Origin of the sequence: Variovorax pasteuri (assembly GCF_051216435.1) — a bacterium.
Classification (GTDB): domain Bacteria; phylum Pseudomonadota; class Gammaproteobacteria; order Burkholderiales; family Burkholderiaceae_C; genus Variovorax.
On sequence record NZ_JBPJZS010000002.1, the window covers coordinates 56,975 to 71,555 of the forward strand.

General features: G+C 66.9%; 13 protein-coding genes and 1 tRNA gene. 5 read left to right on the top strand and 9 right to left on the bottom strand.

The window, feature by feature from the left end; all coding sequences use genetic code 11:
• Positions 1-12 precede the first annotated feature (12 nt).
• Positions 13-516, top strand: a complete 504-nt coding sequence (locus tag ACSFBM_RS07285) for a hypothetical protein (RefSeq protein WP_435438283.1) — start codon at positions 13-15, stop codon at positions 514-516.
• Between the two features lie 187 nt (positions 517-703).
• On the opposite strand, the gene ACSFBM_RS07290 is transcribed toward ACSFBM_RS07285, so the two are convergent.
• Complete coding sequence (locus ACSFBM_RS07290) at positions 704-934, bottom strand: helix-turn-helix domain-containing protein (RefSeq protein ID WP_435438282.1); 231 nt, start codon at positions 932-934, stop codon at positions 704-706.
• A gap of 68 nt (positions 935-1,002) precedes the next feature.
• Between ACSFBM_RS07290 and ACSFBM_RS07295 the strand changes: the two genes are divergently transcribed.
• Entirely contained in the window at positions 1,003-1,719 is a 717-nt protein-coding gene (locus ACSFBM_RS07295) for a helix-turn-helix domain-containing protein (RefSeq protein WP_435483781.1), read from the top strand.
• A gap of 176 nt (positions 1,720-1,895) precedes the next feature.
• Here the strand turns inward: ACSFBM_RS07295 and ACSFBM_RS07300 are convergent, their stop codons facing one another.
• Complete coding sequence (locus ACSFBM_RS07300; RefSeq protein WP_435438280.1) at positions 1,896-2,456, bottom strand: fasciclin domain-containing protein; 561 nt, start codon at positions 2,454-2,456, stop codon at positions 1,896-1,898.
• Between the two features lie 53 nt (positions 2,457-2,509).
• A complete protein-coding gene (locus ACSFBM_RS07305; RefSeq protein WP_435483782.1) occupies positions 2,510-2,665 on the bottom strand; it encodes a hypothetical protein in 156 nt (51 codons plus the stop codon).
• Between the two features lie 146 nt (positions 2,666-2,811).
• Here ACSFBM_RS07305 and ACSFBM_RS07310 point away from each other — a divergent pair, with 146 nt between their 5' ends.
• Genes ACSFBM_RS07310 through ACSFBM_RS07320 form a run of 3 tightly spaced genes read left to right on the top strand, consistent with a single transcriptional unit; the run spans position 2,812 to position 8,658 of the window.
• On the top strand, positions 2,812-4,338 hold the full coding sequence (locus tag ACSFBM_RS07310) for an efflux transporter outer membrane subunit (RefSeq protein WP_435483783.1): 1,527 nt from the start codon (positions 2,812-2,814) through the stop codon (positions 4,336-4,338).
• Positions 4,339-4,391: 53 nt separating this feature from the next.
• Positions 4,392-5,549, top strand: a complete 1,158-nt coding sequence (locus tag ACSFBM_RS07315) for an efflux RND transporter periplasmic adaptor subunit (RefSeq protein ID WP_435483784.1) — start codon at positions 4,392-4,394, stop codon at positions 5,547-5,549.
• A gap of 10 nt (positions 5,550-5,559) precedes the next feature.
• Entirely contained in the window at positions 5,560-8,658 is a 3,099-nt protein-coding gene (locus ACSFBM_RS07320; protein WP_435483785.1) for an efflux RND transporter permease subunit, read from the top strand.
• Positions 8,659-8,676: 18 nt separating this feature from the next.
• Here the strand turns inward: ACSFBM_RS07320 and ACSFBM_RS07325 are convergent, their stop codons facing one another.
• From ACSFBM_RS07325 to tolB, 6 genes are all read right to left on the bottom strand, one after another.
• Positions 8,677-10,809 carry a putative bifunctional diguanylate cyclase/phosphodiesterase gene (locus tag ACSFBM_RS07325; RefSeq protein ID WP_435483786.1) on the bottom strand — a complete coding sequence of 711 codons (2,133 nt, stop codon included), beginning with the start codon at positions 10,807-10,809 and terminating at the stop codon, positions 8,677-8,679.
• Between the two features lie 152 nt (positions 10,810-10,961).
• Positions 10,962-11,037 (bottom strand) — tRNA-Lys (locus ACSFBM_RS07330).
• Between the two features lie 50 nt (positions 11,038-11,087).
• Positions 11,088-11,930 carry a tRNA threonylcarbamoyladenosine dehydratase gene (locus ACSFBM_RS07335; protein ID WP_435483787.1) on the bottom strand — a complete coding sequence of 281 codons (843 nt, stop codon included), beginning with the start codon at positions 11,928-11,930 and terminating at the stop codon, positions 11,088-11,090.
• Between the two features lie 16 nt (positions 11,931-11,946).
• The gene (gene ybgF / locus ACSFBM_RS07340; protein WP_435438426.1) at positions 11,947-12,696 is read right to left on the bottom strand and encodes a tol-pal system protein YbgF; all 750 of its coding nucleotides are present in this window, start codon (positions 12,694-12,696) and stop codon (positions 11,947-11,949) included.
• Positions 12,696-13,211 carry a peptidoglycan-associated lipoprotein Pal gene (gene pal / locus ACSFBM_RS07345; protein WP_435483788.1) on the bottom strand — a complete coding sequence of 172 codons (516 nt, stop codon included), beginning with the start codon at positions 13,209-13,211 and terminating at the stop codon, positions 12,696-12,698. Before pal ends, ybgF begins: the two co-directional genes overlap by 1 nt.
• A gap of 25 nt (positions 13,212-13,236) precedes the next feature.
• The gene (gene tolB, locus ACSFBM_RS07350; RefSeq protein ID WP_435438272.1) at positions 13,237-14,463 is read right to left on the bottom strand and encodes a Tol-Pal system beta propeller repeat protein TolB; all 1,227 of its coding nucleotides are present in this window, start codon (positions 14,461-14,463) and stop codon (positions 13,237-13,239) included.
• Positions 14,464-14,581 lie beyond the last annotated feature (118 nt).

Here is a 14,581-nt window from a genome sequence, read left to right on the forward strand (position 1 = left end):
AAGGGGCACCGGATGCCGTCTGCCATCGAACTCGCCGGCGGCGATGAAAAGCTCATCGCCGCCGTACTGCGCAGCCGCCGCCTGATCGGGCGCAAGGCCCTGATGGCGGCCGCGGCCAGCGCCGTGCCGCTGCCCGGCATCGACTGGGCAGCCGATGCGGCACTGCTGTCGCGGCTGGTGCCGCAGATCAGTGCCGAGTTCGGGCTCTCGGTCACCCAGGTCGAAAAGCTCGCGCCGCACCAGCGCGAGCGCATCCAGAAGGCGGCCACCACGGTGGGCGCGCTGCTGGTCGGACGGCTGGTCACGCGCGACCTGCTGATCCGCCTGGCCAAGCACGCGGGCGTGCGCCTCACGGCCAAGCAGGCGACCAAGTACGTGCCCATTGCGGGGCAGCTGGTGTCGGCCGCGCTGGGCTATGCGGCCTTGCGTGCGCTGGGCGAGCAGCACATCAAGGACTGCGTGCGCGTCAGCGCCACGCTCGCCCTCGCGCCGCCCGAACCGCACGCGAGCGCCTGAGCGCCTCGCGGTCGAACAGCACCTGCGCCGCCCACGCGGCCCCGGCCAGCCCGAAGCAACTGCCCCCGGCCCAGGCCGTACACCCCATCGCCAGCCCGTAGATCAGCCCCGCAAGGGACAGCAGCGCCACCAATGCGCACAGTGCACGGTCGAGCCACAGGCCCGACGACCGAGGGCCAAGCACGCCTCAGTCATGGGGCGGTGGAACATCGAAGGCGCTCGACGGGCGCGCCGCCTCTTCCTTCAGCTGCTGCTCGTAGGCGGCCAGCAACGCCAGGTAGTGGCGCGACATCACGTCGTTCACCCGCCCCAGGCCGATCTTGCTGACCGTCGGTTGTGGAATTCCAGTTTTCTGCTGGATCTGCATCTGCGTCAGCCCCATGGCTCTCAACGCCTTGACCAACTCGCGTGGCTTCATGGACGTCCTCCCCTTTTTTAATATTCTAGAGTCTCCATAGAATATTCATCTGGGCTTAAATTCCGGCCATGGAGACCATTGCAAGCCGCGCCTTGGCCGCGCGTAAATTCGCCAAGATGACGCAGAAGCAAGCCGAGGCTGCTTCGGGCGTCAAGCAGTCCAGCATTTCGAAGATCGAGCGTGGAGACACCAGCCGGTCGATGAGCGTGCTGGCCCTGGCGCGAGCCTACCGCGCCGATCCCAACTGGCTGGACACCGGCGACGGACCCGCGCCCTGGGACCCCAACCAGGTCCGCCGGTCCCTGTATCTCGTCAACGAGCCGGCAGGGCCCTATCGCGTAACCCATTCGCCGCCCGTGAGCCCGGCGTTCAATCCGAACACGCCGGGCACCGTGCCGCTGATCGCGTGGGAAGACGCCGCGCACTGGGGAGAACTTCCGGCAACGCAGCAGAGCCAGCCCGAGCGCTGGATTCCCTGCATTGCGCATCACAGCCTGGACACCTTCGCGCTGCGCATGCGCGGCAACAGCATGACCTCGACCAGCGGCCAGTTGAAGAGCTACCCGGCGGGGTCGCTCGTGTTCGTCGACACGCAACTGAAGACGCCCGAAGACGGCGAGCGCGTCGTCGCGAGGCTCGACGAGACCGGCGAGGTCACATGCAAGGTGTTCAAGCACGAGGACGGCAGGCGCTGGCTGATGCCGCTGAACCCGAGGCACGAACCCATCCGCGTGGCGTTCACCGTGCTGGGCACTGTCGTGGGAAAGTGGGAAGACGAGGACTGACTGTCCATCGTCTTTCGAGACAAGATTTGAACGAGGTCAGGTTGTGTGCAGGTTCACGAGAGATAGTCATGTCTCTCCCTGTGGCCTGCACTCTCTGATCCTCCCTCCTCCAGCAGGTCACCTTCCAGCCCGCCTTACAGCGGGCTGTTTTTTTTGGGCGAGCCTGCAGGAGAAGATCACTTGGGCAGCAGCACCTTGTTGACCACGTGGATCACGCCATTCGACTGGTACACGTTGGGAATGGTCACCGTGGCGGTGCCGCCCTTTTCGTCGGTCAGCGTGATCTTGCCGCCCTTTTCCTTGGCCACCAGCACGCCGCCGGCCACCGTCTTCAGTTCGGCCGAGCCCTTGCCGGCCTTGATTTCCTTCTTCAGCTCGGCCGCATCCAGCTTGCCCGCCACGACGTGGTAGGTCAGCACGCCGGTCAGGGCGTCCTTGCTCTCGGGCTTGAGCAGCGTGTCGACCGTGCCGGCCGGCAGTGCAGCGAAGGCGGCGTTGGTGGGCGCGAACACGGTGAACGGACCCGGGCCCTTGAGCGTGTCGACCAGGCCCGCGGCCTTCACGGCGGCGACCAGCGTGGTGTGGTCCTTCGAGTTCACGGCGTTGTCGATGATGTCCTTGGTCGGCAGCATCGGCGCACCGCCCACCATGACAGAAGCCGCCATGGCCGAGAAGGCCCCTGCGGACAGCGCGACGGCGAGAGAGACGGCGGCGATGCGATGAAGTTTGCTCTGCATGGAAATTGCTCCTGATGAATGAATGAACCACCGCGAAATGGCGGCGGCTGGAATCAATACGGGTGCCCGCGCGGAACAGATTCGGCCACGGCAAAAAAGAAAAACACGGCCACGTTTCGCGCTGCACCGATGCACTTCGCGCCCTGTAATACCAATTTCGTCTCATCGCGCTCGCGCTGCGCGGCGGTCGCGACGACATTCAGAAACAAGTCAGGTGCCCGGGCCGTTCCGGGTGTACAAACGCTGCCCCATGCCACATCGAAACCACAACGCGTTGGAGGACATACCCTTTTCGCCGCGCGCGGCCCCCGCGCGCCGACGACGAGGGTGGCCTGCCTCAGGGATCCCCGGGGCCATGCAGGGCGCCGCGCTCGGCGCCGCCTTGTTGCTGAGCGCATGCGCGGTCGGCCCCGACTTCAAGACGCCCGACCTGCCGGCGGCCGCGCAGGGCGCCGACTACACCCCCTCACCCGTGCCCGCGCGCACCGCGCAGGCCGACGTGCCGGGCGGCCAGGCCCAGACGCTGCTGCCAGGCCGTGACATTCCCGCGCAGTGGTGGGACGTGTTCCGTTCCGAGCCGCTCGACCAGCTGATCCGCGCCTCGCTCGCGCAAAGTCCCACGCTCGCCTCGGCGCAGGCCGCGCTGCGGCAGGCCGAAGCCACCTACGACGCCAAGTCGGGCAACCTGCTGTGGCCGCAGGTCTCGGCGCAGCTCGGCGCGCAGCGCGAACGCGCGTCCGAAATCACCTCGCAGGTGCCGGGCGGCCAGTTGCTCACGCTGTACAACGCGTCGGTCAACGTCAGCTACAACCTCGACGTGTTCGGCGGCTCGCGCCGCCAGCTCGAAGGCGCGCAGGCCGCCGTCGAGACGCAGCGCTACCAGGTCGAGGCGGTGTACCTCACGCTCACATCGAACCTGGTGACCACGGCCATCCGCGAGGCCTCGCTGCGCGCCCAGCTGCAGGCCGCGCTCGAAGTGCTGCAGGCGCAACGCGAGCAGCTCAACGTGATCGAAAAGCAGTTCGACACTGGCGCCATCTCCAAGTCGATCGTGCTGCAGCAGCGCACGCAGGTCGCGCAAACCACGGCCACCCTGCCGCCCATCCAGAAGGCGCTGGCGCAAACGCGCCATCAGCTCGCGGTGTTCGCGGGGCGCCTGCCGTCCGAGGCGGGCCTGCCCGAGTTCGACCTGGCAAGCCTGTCGCTGCCCGACGCCCTGCCGCTGTCGCTGCCCTCCGAGCTCGCCCGCCAGCGGCCCGACGTGCGCGCCAGCGAGGCGCAACTGCACCAGGCCAGCGCGGCGATCGGCGTGGCCACGGCCAACCTGTATCCGCAGATCCAGCTGAGCGGCAGCTACGGCAACAGCGCGCTGCGCGCACGCGACCTGTTCACCGGCCCGACCACCCTGTGGAACATCGGTGCCGGGCTCACCCAGCCGATCTTCAACGGCGGCGCGCTGCGCGCCCAGCAGCGCGCGGCGGTCGCGGCCTACGACTCGGCGGCGGCGCAGTACCGCAACACCGTGCTGGGCGCGTTCCAGAACGTGGCCGATGCCCTGCGCGCGCTGGAGCTGGACGCCACGGCGCTGCAGACCCAGGCCACGGCCGAGTCGCTGGCGCGGCAGTCGCTCGACCTGTCGACCGCGCAGTTCCGCGCCGGTGCGGTGAGCTACGTGACGCTGCTCACCGCGCAGCAGGCGTGGCTGCAGACGCACACCGCGCTGGTGCAGGCGCAGGCCGCGCGCTATGCCGACACGGCCGCGCTCTTCCAGGCGCTGGGCGGCGGCTGGTGGAACCGCGGTGCGCTGGCCGATGCGGTGATCGCGCCGGCCCAGTCCGCCTCTCCAACGCCGCCGGGCCAGCCCGCGGCCACCAGCAACTGACCACCCTCCATAACTCCAAGAAAAGCCTACCTATGACCCGGAGAATGATCATCATGATCGGCTGCGTTCTGCTGCTGGTCGCCGTGCTCGCGCTCGGCAAGTTCCTGCAGATCCGCGCGCTGATTGCGGCCGTGCCCAAGCCGGGCGCGCAGACCGTGTCGACGGTCGAGGTGCAGAAGCTGCAGTGGCAGTCGCAGTTCACTGCGGTGGGCACGCTGAATCCGGTGCGCGGCGCCGACCTCAGCACCGAGGTGGCGGGCCTGGTGCGCGCGGTGCACTTCAAGTCGGGCCAGGACGTGAAGGCCGGCGCGCTGCTGGTCGAGCTCAACGCCGACTCCGACATCGCCCTGCTGCACGCCGCCGAAGCCGCCGCCGCGCAGGCCGCCACGGTGCTCAAGCGCGACCAGGCACAGCTGGCGGTGCAGGCCGTGGCCCAGGCGCAGATCGACGCCGACACCAACGACCTCAAGGCCAAGCGCGCGCAGGTCGAACAGCAGGCCGCGGTGGTGGCGAAGAAGTCGATCCGCGCGCCCTTCGCGGGCCGCCTGGGCATTTCGGCGCTCAACCCGGGCCAGTACGTGAATGCGGGCGACAAGCTGGTCACGCTGCAGACGCTCGACCCGATCTACGTCGACTTCTCGCTGCCGCAGCAGCAGCTCGCGGGCCTCGCGGTCGGCCAGGTGGTGAATCTGTCGGTCGACACCTTCCCCGAGCAGACCTTCAGCGGCAAGATCAACGCGATCAGCCCCAAGGTCGATTCGGCCACGCGCAACGTGCAGGTCGAGGCCACCATCGCCAACCCGAAGCAGGTGCTGCTGCCCGGCATGTTCGCCAACGTGAAGATCGACATCGGCGGCGCGCAGGAACGGCTCACGCTGCCCTCCACCGCCGTCACCTACAACCCCTACGGCTCGACGGTGTACGTGGTGAAGCAGGCCGAGCCGCCAAAGCCTGGTGCCCCCGGTGCCGCGGGAACGCCGGCCCCTGCGCCAGCCACCGATGCACAAGGCAAGCCGCAGCTCATCGCCCAGCAGGTCTTCATCGAGACCGGCCCGACGCGCGGCGACCAGATCTCCATCGTCAAGGGCCTGCAGGCCGGCCAGGTGGTGGTGAGCAGCGGGCAGAACAAGCTGAAGAACGGCACGCCGGTCACGGTGGACAACAGCGTCCAGCCGACCAACGACCCGAACCCGAAGCCGCAGGAAAAGTGAGGCCCGCCGCATGAACTTCACCGACATCTTCATCCGCCGGCCCGTGCTGGCGATGGTGGTGAGCCTGCTGATCGTGGTGCTGGGGCTGCGCGCGCTGTCCGGCCTGCCGGTCAACCAGTACCCCAAGACCGAGAACGGCGTGGTCACCATCAGCACCGCCTACTACGGTGCGGACGCGGCCACGGTCGCGGGCTTCATCACGCAGCCGCTGGAGGCGGCCGTGTCGCAGGCACAGGGCATCGACTACCTGTCTTCCTCGAGCAGCCTGGGCGTGTCGACCATCACCGCCACGCTGCGGCTGAACTACGATTCCAACCGCGCGCTGACCGAGATCAACACGCAGGTCAATTCCGTGCGCAACCAGCTGCCGCCGCAGGCGCAGCAGCCGGTGCTCACGGTGGCCACGGGCCAGACCACCGATGCCATGTACATCGGCTTCTACAGCGACACGCTGCCCAACAACAACGTGACCGACTTCCTGGTGCGCGTGGTGCAGCCCAAGCTCAACGCCATTCCGGGCGTGCAGACGGCCGAAATCCTGGGCGCGCGCACCTTCGCGCTGCGGGCCTGGCTCGACGCGCAGAAGATGGCCGCCTACGGCGTGACCGCCACCGACGTGAGCGCCGCGCTCAGCGCCAACAACTACCTGGCCGCGGTCGGTACCAGCAAGGGCCAGATGGTGAGCGTGCCGCTCACGGCCGGCACCTCGCTGCACAGCGTGGACGAGTTCAAGCAACTGTCCATCAAGAGCAGCAACGGCGCCATCGTGCGGCTGCAGGACGTGGCCAACGTCACGCTGGGTTCGGAGAACTACGACTTCAACGTGGCCTTCAACGGCGTGCGCTCGGTGTTCATCGGCATCAAGGTCGCGCCCGAGGCCAACATCCTGGACGTGGCCAAGCAGGTGCGCACCACCTTCCCCGACCTTCAGTCGCAGCTGCCCACGGGCCTGACCGGCAAGATCGTCTACGACTCGACCGACTTCATCAACACCTCCATCAGCGAAGTGATCAAGACGCTGGTCGAGGCGCTGGTGATCGTCACGGTCGTGATCTACCTGTTCCTGGGCAGCTTCCGCGCGGTGGTGGTGCCCGTCATTGCGATGCCGCTGTCGCTGATCGGCACCTTCTTCGTGATGCTGGTGCTGGGCTACTCCATCAACCTGCTCACGCTGCTGGCGCTGGTGCTGGCGATCGGGCTGGTGGTGGACGACGCCATCATCGTGGTGGAGAACGTCGACCGGCACATGCGCGAGGGCAAGTCGCCCATGCAGGCCTCGCTGCTGGCCGCGCGCGAGCTGGGCGGACCCATCCTGGCGATGACCGTGGTGCTGGTGGCGGTGTACGTGCCCATCGGCTTCCAGGGCGGGCTTACCGGGTCGCTCTTCACCGAGTTCGCATTCACGCTTGCGGGCTCGGTGGTGGTGTCGGGCATCGTTGCGCTCACGCTGTCGCCCATGATGTGCTCGCGCTTCTTCAAGCCCGAGCAGGACAGCGGCAAGTTCGCGACCTTCATCGAGCACACCTTCGAGCGCGTGCACCGGCGCTACCAGCTCATCCTGCGCGGGGTGCTGAAGACCTGGCCGGTGATGCTCGTGATGGGCGCCATCCTGGTGGCGCTGCTGTTCGTGATGTTCAAGATGTCGAAGTCCGAGCTCGCACCGGAAGAAGACCAGGGCATCGTGCTGTCGCAGGTGGTGGGCGCGCCCACGGCCACCATCAACCAGATGCAGACCTACGCCGACCAGATCTTCAAGGTCGCGCACGACACGCCCGAGTACGAGCAGCTGTTCCAGCTCACGGGCGTGCCCAGCACCAACGCGGGCATTGCCGGCGTGCTGCTCAAGCCCTGGGACCAGCGCACGCGCAGCGCACACGACATCCAGACCGACCTGCAGAAGCGCTGGAACGGCATTGCCGGCGCCAAGGTGGTGGCCTTCCAGTTCCCGGCGCTGCCGGGCGCCTCGGGCCTGCCGGTGCAGTTCGTCATCAAGACGACCGAGCCCTTCGAGAACCTGAACACGCTGGCGCAGCAAGTGATGGACAAGGCGCGCGCGGACGGCAAGTTCTACTACATCGACGCCGACCTGAAGATCGACCTGCCGCAGGCCACGGTGGTGGTCGACCGCGACAAGATCGCCACGCTGGGCATCACCCAGCAGGACGTGGGCAACGCGATGGGCGCAGCGCTCGGCGGCGGCTACGTCAACTACTTCTCCATCTCGGGCCGCTCGTACAAGGTGATTCCGCAGGTGCAGCAGGTCGACCGGCTCAACCCGTCGGACGTGCTCAACTTCTACATCAAGACACCGAACGGCGTGGTGCCCGCAAGCACCGTGGCGAGCCTGAAGTACACGGTGCAGCCCGAAACGGTCAACCACTTCCAGCAGCTCAACTCCGTGACCATCCAGGGCGTGCCCAGCGGCACGCAGGGCGAGACGCTGGAGTACCTGCGCGGCGTGGTGCAGCAACTCGCGCCCAGCGGCTACACGGTCGACTACTCGGGCCAGTCGCGCCAGTTCGTGCAGGAGTCGGGCAACTTCGCCATCACCTTCCTGTTCGCGCTGATCATCGTGTTCCTGGCGCTGGCCGCGCAGTTCGAGAGCTTCCGCGACCCGGTGGTCATCCTGGTGTCGGTGCCGCTCGCGCTGTTCGGCGCCATGATCTTCATCTTCTGGGGCTTCGCCTCGATGAACATCTACACGCAGGTGGGGCTGGTGACGCTGATGGGGCTCATCAGCAAGCACGGCATCCTGATCGTGGAAGTGGCCAACCGGCTGCAGAGGCAGGGCTTGAGCAAGCTGGACGCGATCGTCGAGGCGGCGGGCACGCGGCTGCGGCCCATTTTGATGACCACAGCGGCCATGGTGTTCGGCGTGCTGCCGCTCGTCATCGCCTCGGGTGCCGGTGCAGCCGGGCGCAAGGCGATGGGCATCGTGATCTTCAGCGGGCTGTCGATCGGCACGCTGTTCACGCTGTTCGTGGTGCCGGCGATGTACCTGGCCATCGCGGCGCGGCACCAGAAGGAAGAAAGCGGCGACGGGGTGGCACCTGCACCCGCGCCGTCCCCGGCTCCTGCATTGCCGGGGAGCGTGGCGCCGGAGGCCTGAGGCCTGAGGCCTGAGGCCTCAGCCCGCGGCGGCGCCTTCGCGCCTGGAGAACCACTCGAGCAAGTCGCCCGCGGGCAAGGGCCGCGAATAGAGAAAGCCCTGCAGTTCGTCGCACCCCATGGCGAGCAGGATGTCGCGCTGCGCCTCGTTCTCCACGCCCTCGGCCACCACGCTCAAGCCCAGCGCATGGGCCAGGCGGATGACGGCGTCCACTACGGCGCGCGCGTCGCCCTTGGCCTGCAGGTCCTGCACGAAGCTGCGATCGATCTTCACCTGGCGCGCCGGCAGCTTGCGCAGATGGCTCAGGCTGGAATAGCCCGTGCCGAAATCGTCGATCGACAGGAACACGCCCACGCGCGCCAGCCCCTCGAAGGTGCGCTGGGTGGCCTTGATGTCTTCCATGGCGACCGACTCGGTGATCTCGCACAGCAGCAAGGAGGCGGGCACCTGGTGCCTTGCCAAGGTCTGCTCGACGCGCGCGACGAAATCGATCTCGCGCAGCTGCATGACCGACAAGTTGACCGCCACGCTCATCCAGATGTCTTGCGCCCGCCATTGCGCGATCTGGCGGCAGGCCTCGTCCAGAATCCAGTCGCCCAGGCGCACGATGAGGCCGAAGCGCTCCGCCAGGCCGATGAAGTCGTTCGGGCCGATCAGGCCCTGCTGCGGGTGGTTCCAGCGCACCAGCGCCTCCACGCCGCTGAGGGTGTCGCCCGCGCCGTTGATCTTGGGCTGGTAGTACAGCTCGAACTGCTTGAGCTCGACCGCCCGGCGCAGGTCGCTTTGCAACTGCAATTGCCTCACGACATCAGCACCCATGTGCGACTCGAACATCACATAGTTGCCGCCGCCGGCGCGCTTGGCCTCGTACATGGCGGCGTCGGCGTTGGCCACGAGCTTGTCGGGTTCGCCCTGCTCCGGATGCAGCACGATGCCGATCGAGCAGGCAATCTGCAACTGCCTGCCCATCACGTTGAAAGGCTGGCTGAGCGCACGCAGCACCCGGTTGGCCGCCTGCGCGCATTCCGCGCGGTCGCTCACGCCTTCGAACAGCAGCAGGAACTCGTCGCCCCCGATGCGTGCCACGGTGTCGCTTTCTCGCGTGGCTTCGGCGAGCCGCTCGGCGGCGGCGCGCAGGATCTGGTCGCCGGCCGCATGGCCGAAGGAATCGTTGATCGGCTTGAAGCCGTCGAGATCGACGAAGAGCACGGCAATGCGCTCTTCCACCTGGTGCTGGTTGGCTCGCTCCATGCGCAGCAGCGCGTGGCGCAGCCGGTCTTCGAACAGTATCCTGTTGGGCAGACCGGTCAGCGCATCGGTGAAGGCGCGCTTCTGCAGCTCCCGGTTGGCCTGCGTGAGCTCGGCGTTGGCCTCCTCGAGCGAGCGCGACAGGCGCCTGGCCACCTGCTGCAGCCGCGACTCCAGGATCGAGGTGAACAGCGTGCCCAGCAGCAGCAGGCCCGACGCCAGCACGACGATGGTGGTGAGTTCGGAGCCCGACAGCCCGTCAGCACTGCGGCAGACCGAATCCGCGGGGAAGTTCGCCGCCGCCATGCCCGTGTAGTGCATACCGCAGATCGCAATGCCCATGACCACCGCGGCCAGCAACTGAAAGGCCACGCGATGGGCGCTGTGGACCTCGCCGAGGTACTTGAAGATGAACAGCGCCGCGGCCGAGGCGGCCAGGCCGATCAGCAGCGACGCCAGCACCGTCGGCACGTGCCAGACGATGGGCGGCGACATGTCCAGCGCGGCCATGCCGATGTAGTGCATCCCGCAGATGCCGATGGCCATGGCCAGCGAGGCGATGGCGACGCGCCGAAGGCTGTAGTCCGCCTCGCTGGCCACCCACAGCGCAATGCCGGATGCGGTCGCGGCGGCCACCCATGATGTCAGCGTCGTCGCCCCCGAGAAACCCAGCGCGATCGGCAGCGTGAAGCCGAGCATGCCGACGAAATGCATCGACCAGATCCCCGTGCCCATGGCCAGCGACCCGATGCCCCACCACAGCAGGTGCGGCTTTCCGCTGGCATGCCGGACGCGGCGCGCCAGGTCCAGCGCCACGTACGAAGCGAGTGTCGCCAGGAGCAGCGACGCGGCGACAACCCACAGGTTGTGGTGGGACGGAAGAAAGGCGGCAGCGGTATTCACAGTGCAGATGACACTTGAGTTCGCCCGGCAGCGGGTGGCGTGCCGAGTGGGAGTTCGGGAGTTCTGGAGTTCTGGAGTTCTGGAGTTCTGTTCCCAAGAAAAAAGCCAGCTATCGGGTAGACAGCTGGCTTTGATGATCCTGCAAAGGGTTCTGGTAGGACGTACTGGATTCGAACCAGTGACCAACGGATTAAAAGTCCGCTGCTCTACCAACTGAGCTAACGTCCCGGAACCATTTTTTTGCTTTTTGCCGACGTTGAATCCGGCAAAGCCTAAGATTATAGCGTGACGTTAGACGCGATTTGGTCGAGCACCCAACCTGCCGCGCATTGGCCGAAAGTTGCGGTCACGCTGACCACCGATCCGTAGCCGTGGCAGTTGAGCGACCCGTCGCCTTCGATGGCGCACGACGCATCGGGCGGCGCCACGCTTTCGCGGCTGAAGACGCAGGTCACGCCGATCTTCTTGCCTTCGCGCGGGGCGCCGTGCTCCTTGCGCAGGCGCTGGCGAAGCTGCGCCAGCAGCGGGTCGTGCGTGACCTGAGACAGGTCGTCGATGTCGACCTTGTGCGCCAGCCGCTTGCCGCCCGCCGCACCCACCGTGATGAACGCAGCGCGCGACGAACGCGCCCATGCGGCCATGGTCAGCTTGGCCTTCACCTGGTCGCAAGCGTCGATGACGGCTGTTGCCGGCCCGTTCGCAGCCTGCGCCGCGTCGAGCAGCGTGGTCCAGTTGCCGGGCTCGACGAACTCGTCGATCGCGTGAACCTTGCACCCGGGGTTGATCTGCGCAATGCGCTCGCGCATCGCTTCGACCTTGGCCTGCCCCACCGTCGCCTCGAGCGCATGGATCTGGCGGTTGATGTTCGACTCCGACACATGGTCCAGATCGATCATCGTCAAGCGCCCCACCCCGCTGCGAGCCAGGGCCTCGACCGCCCACGACCCCACGCCGCCGATACCGACGACCAGCACGTGCGCATCGCGGATCCGCGCGGCACCCGCAACGCCGTACAGGCGCTCGAGGCCGCCGAAGCGGCGCGCGAGATCAGGCGCCGCGGTGTCGGTGAAGACACCCGCGGCGACAGGAGGTGCGCTATCGGCAGCGATGACGGCGCTCAAGCGAGGTCCGCTGGCATCAGCGCAGGCGCGAGAGGCGCTCGCGTCCGGCCTGTGCGGCTTCGGACTGCGGGTAGGCCTTGGTCAGGTCTTCCAGCGTGCGGCGCGCGGCGCGCGTGTCCTTCAGCTCGATCTGGCAGTTCGCGATCGACAGCACGGCCTCGGGGGCCTTGGCATGGTCGGGCGCGAGCGAGAGCATGGAGCGGAAGTTCGCAATGGCTTCGTTGTAGTTGCGCGTGGCGTACTGCGCATTGCCCAGCCAGAACAACGCCGAGGCGTTGTAGCCGCTTTGCGGATAGCGCTTGACGAATTCGGCGAAGGCAGTTTGCGCCTGCGCGAACTGGCCCGCGCGAAACACACCGAGGGCGGCTTCGAAATCGGCCTTTTCCTTGGGGTCGGCGTTGAACTCGCGGCCGTCCACGGACACCTTCGAGGGCTCGCTCTGCTTGAGCTTGTCGTCCAGGGAGGTCTGGCGCGACTGCATGTCGCTCAGCGTGCGTGTGAGCTGCTCGTTCTGCCCGGTCATGCGGGCCAGGTCGCCGCGCATCTGCTCGATCTGGCTTTGCAGGTCGAGGAGGCTGCGCCGCAGCTGCCCGTTTTCGTCGGTCAGCCGCTGGTCGGTCTGCTGGCGCATGGCCTCGACGCGCTGGCGCAGGTCGAGGATGGCCTTGCGGGCCTCGTCGTCCTCGAACAACGCGGCCTGCGAACCGACCGAGGCGCAAAGCAAGGCCGCAGCCAACGCTGCGCCTCGCAACACAGCGCGATGCATCACCGGCGGTACGTGATTTCGGCGCGGCGGTTTTGCGCCCAGACTTCTTCACCCGAGCCCGTGACGGCCGGCTTTTCCTTGCCGAAGCTCACGGCTTCGATCTGGTTGTCGCTCACGCCCAGGAGGGTCAGTGCACGACGCACGGCTTCGGAGCGCTTCTGGCCCAGTGCCAGGTTGTACTCGCGGCCACCGCGTTCGTCGGTGTGGCCTTCGATCGAGATGCGGCGTTGCGGGTTCGCCTTGAGGAAACGCGCATGACCGTCGATGGCCGACTGGAATTCAGGCTTGACGGTGTAGCTGTCGTAGTCAAAGTAGATGACGCGGGCCACATTGACCGGACCTTGCGCGGTGCCCGCGTTCGGATCGATGGTGACAGGCGCCACGCTGCTCTGGCCACCTTGGCCGGCGCCAGCGCCGGAACGGTCGGTGACCGGGGTGTCGTTGAGCTTGGTGCCCGACGAGCAACCGGCAATAAGAGCCACGATGGCCAGCGAATAAATTGTGCGTTTCAACATTTCGAACTCCTCAAATAAACCTTGATCATTGCTTTTGAAACGGACCCCAGTCCGGTTCTCTTATGTCTCCCGCCTGTCCTGCCAGCCGGGCTTTTATTTTTCCGTCCAGCGTGGTGGTCATCAGCGCTTCGCGGCCTTGCAGCTGCGTGGCGTAGACGATCAACTTGCTGTTGGGGGCAAAACTCGGACTTTCGTCGGCGGTCGTGTCGGTGATGGCGTTCACTGTGCCGGTGGACAACTCCATTACATGGAGTTTGAAGGCGCCGCCCACGCGAGAGATGTAGGCCAACCACCGGCCATCGCCGCTGACAGACGGAGAGATGTTGTAGGTGCCGCTGAAGGTCACCCGGGTCGGGTTGCCGCCGCTGGCGCCCATCTTGTAGATCTGCGGCGCGCCGCCGCGATCGCTCACGAAGTAGATGGTGCTGCCGTCGGCGGAGTAGACCGGCTCGGTGTCGATGCTGGAACTCTGCGTGAGGCGGCGCGGTTCGCCGCCGCTGGCCGGAATGGTGAAGAGCTGCGAGCCGCCGTCCCGGCTGAGCGTCACGGCCAGCGAATTGCCGTCCGGTGCCCAGGCAGGGGCGCTGTTGGAGCCCTTGAAGTTCGCGAGCAGGCGGCGTTGGCCGCTGGCCACGTTGTGCACGTACACGACCGGCTTGCGCGACTCGAACGACACGTACGCGAGCTGCTGGCCGTTGGACGACCAGCAGGGCGAGATGATGGGCTCGGGGCTGGCCAGCGCAGCCTGCGCGTTTTCGCCGTCGGCGTCGGCCACCCACAGCGAGTAGCGGCTGCCACCCTTGGTGACGTAGGCGATGCGGGTCGAGAAGATGCCCTTCTCGCCGGTCAGCTTCTCGTACACGTAGTCGGCGATGCGGTGCGACGCGAGGCGCAGGTCACCTTGAGGCACGGTGTAGCTCTGGCCGCCCAGGTCTTGTCCCTTCACCACGTCCCACAGGCGGAAGCGCACGTCGAAGCGGCCGTCGGCCAGCTTGCTGACGCTGCCCACCACGAGCGAATCGGCCGTGCGCTGGCGCCACAGCGACAGGTCGGGACGCGAGGCCTCGTCCAGCGCCTGGCCCGAAGCGTCGACGCCGCGGAACTGGCCGCTGCGTTCGAGGTCGGCCTGGACGATGTCGGAGATCTTCTGGGGCGAGCTTTCCTGTCCCTTGAACGGAACGAGCGCGATGGGCAATTGCGTGAGCCCGACGCCCGACACCTCGACCCGGAACTGGGCCAGTGCAGGAAGCATGGGGGTGGCTGCAAGGGCCGCTATGAGCGAGCGGCGTGCAAATAACGATGAAGAAGGAGTTGGAATTGGAGTTGGCAACGGCTTGTTCATGCGGTTCGGAGAGGTTTCCGGCGAAAAA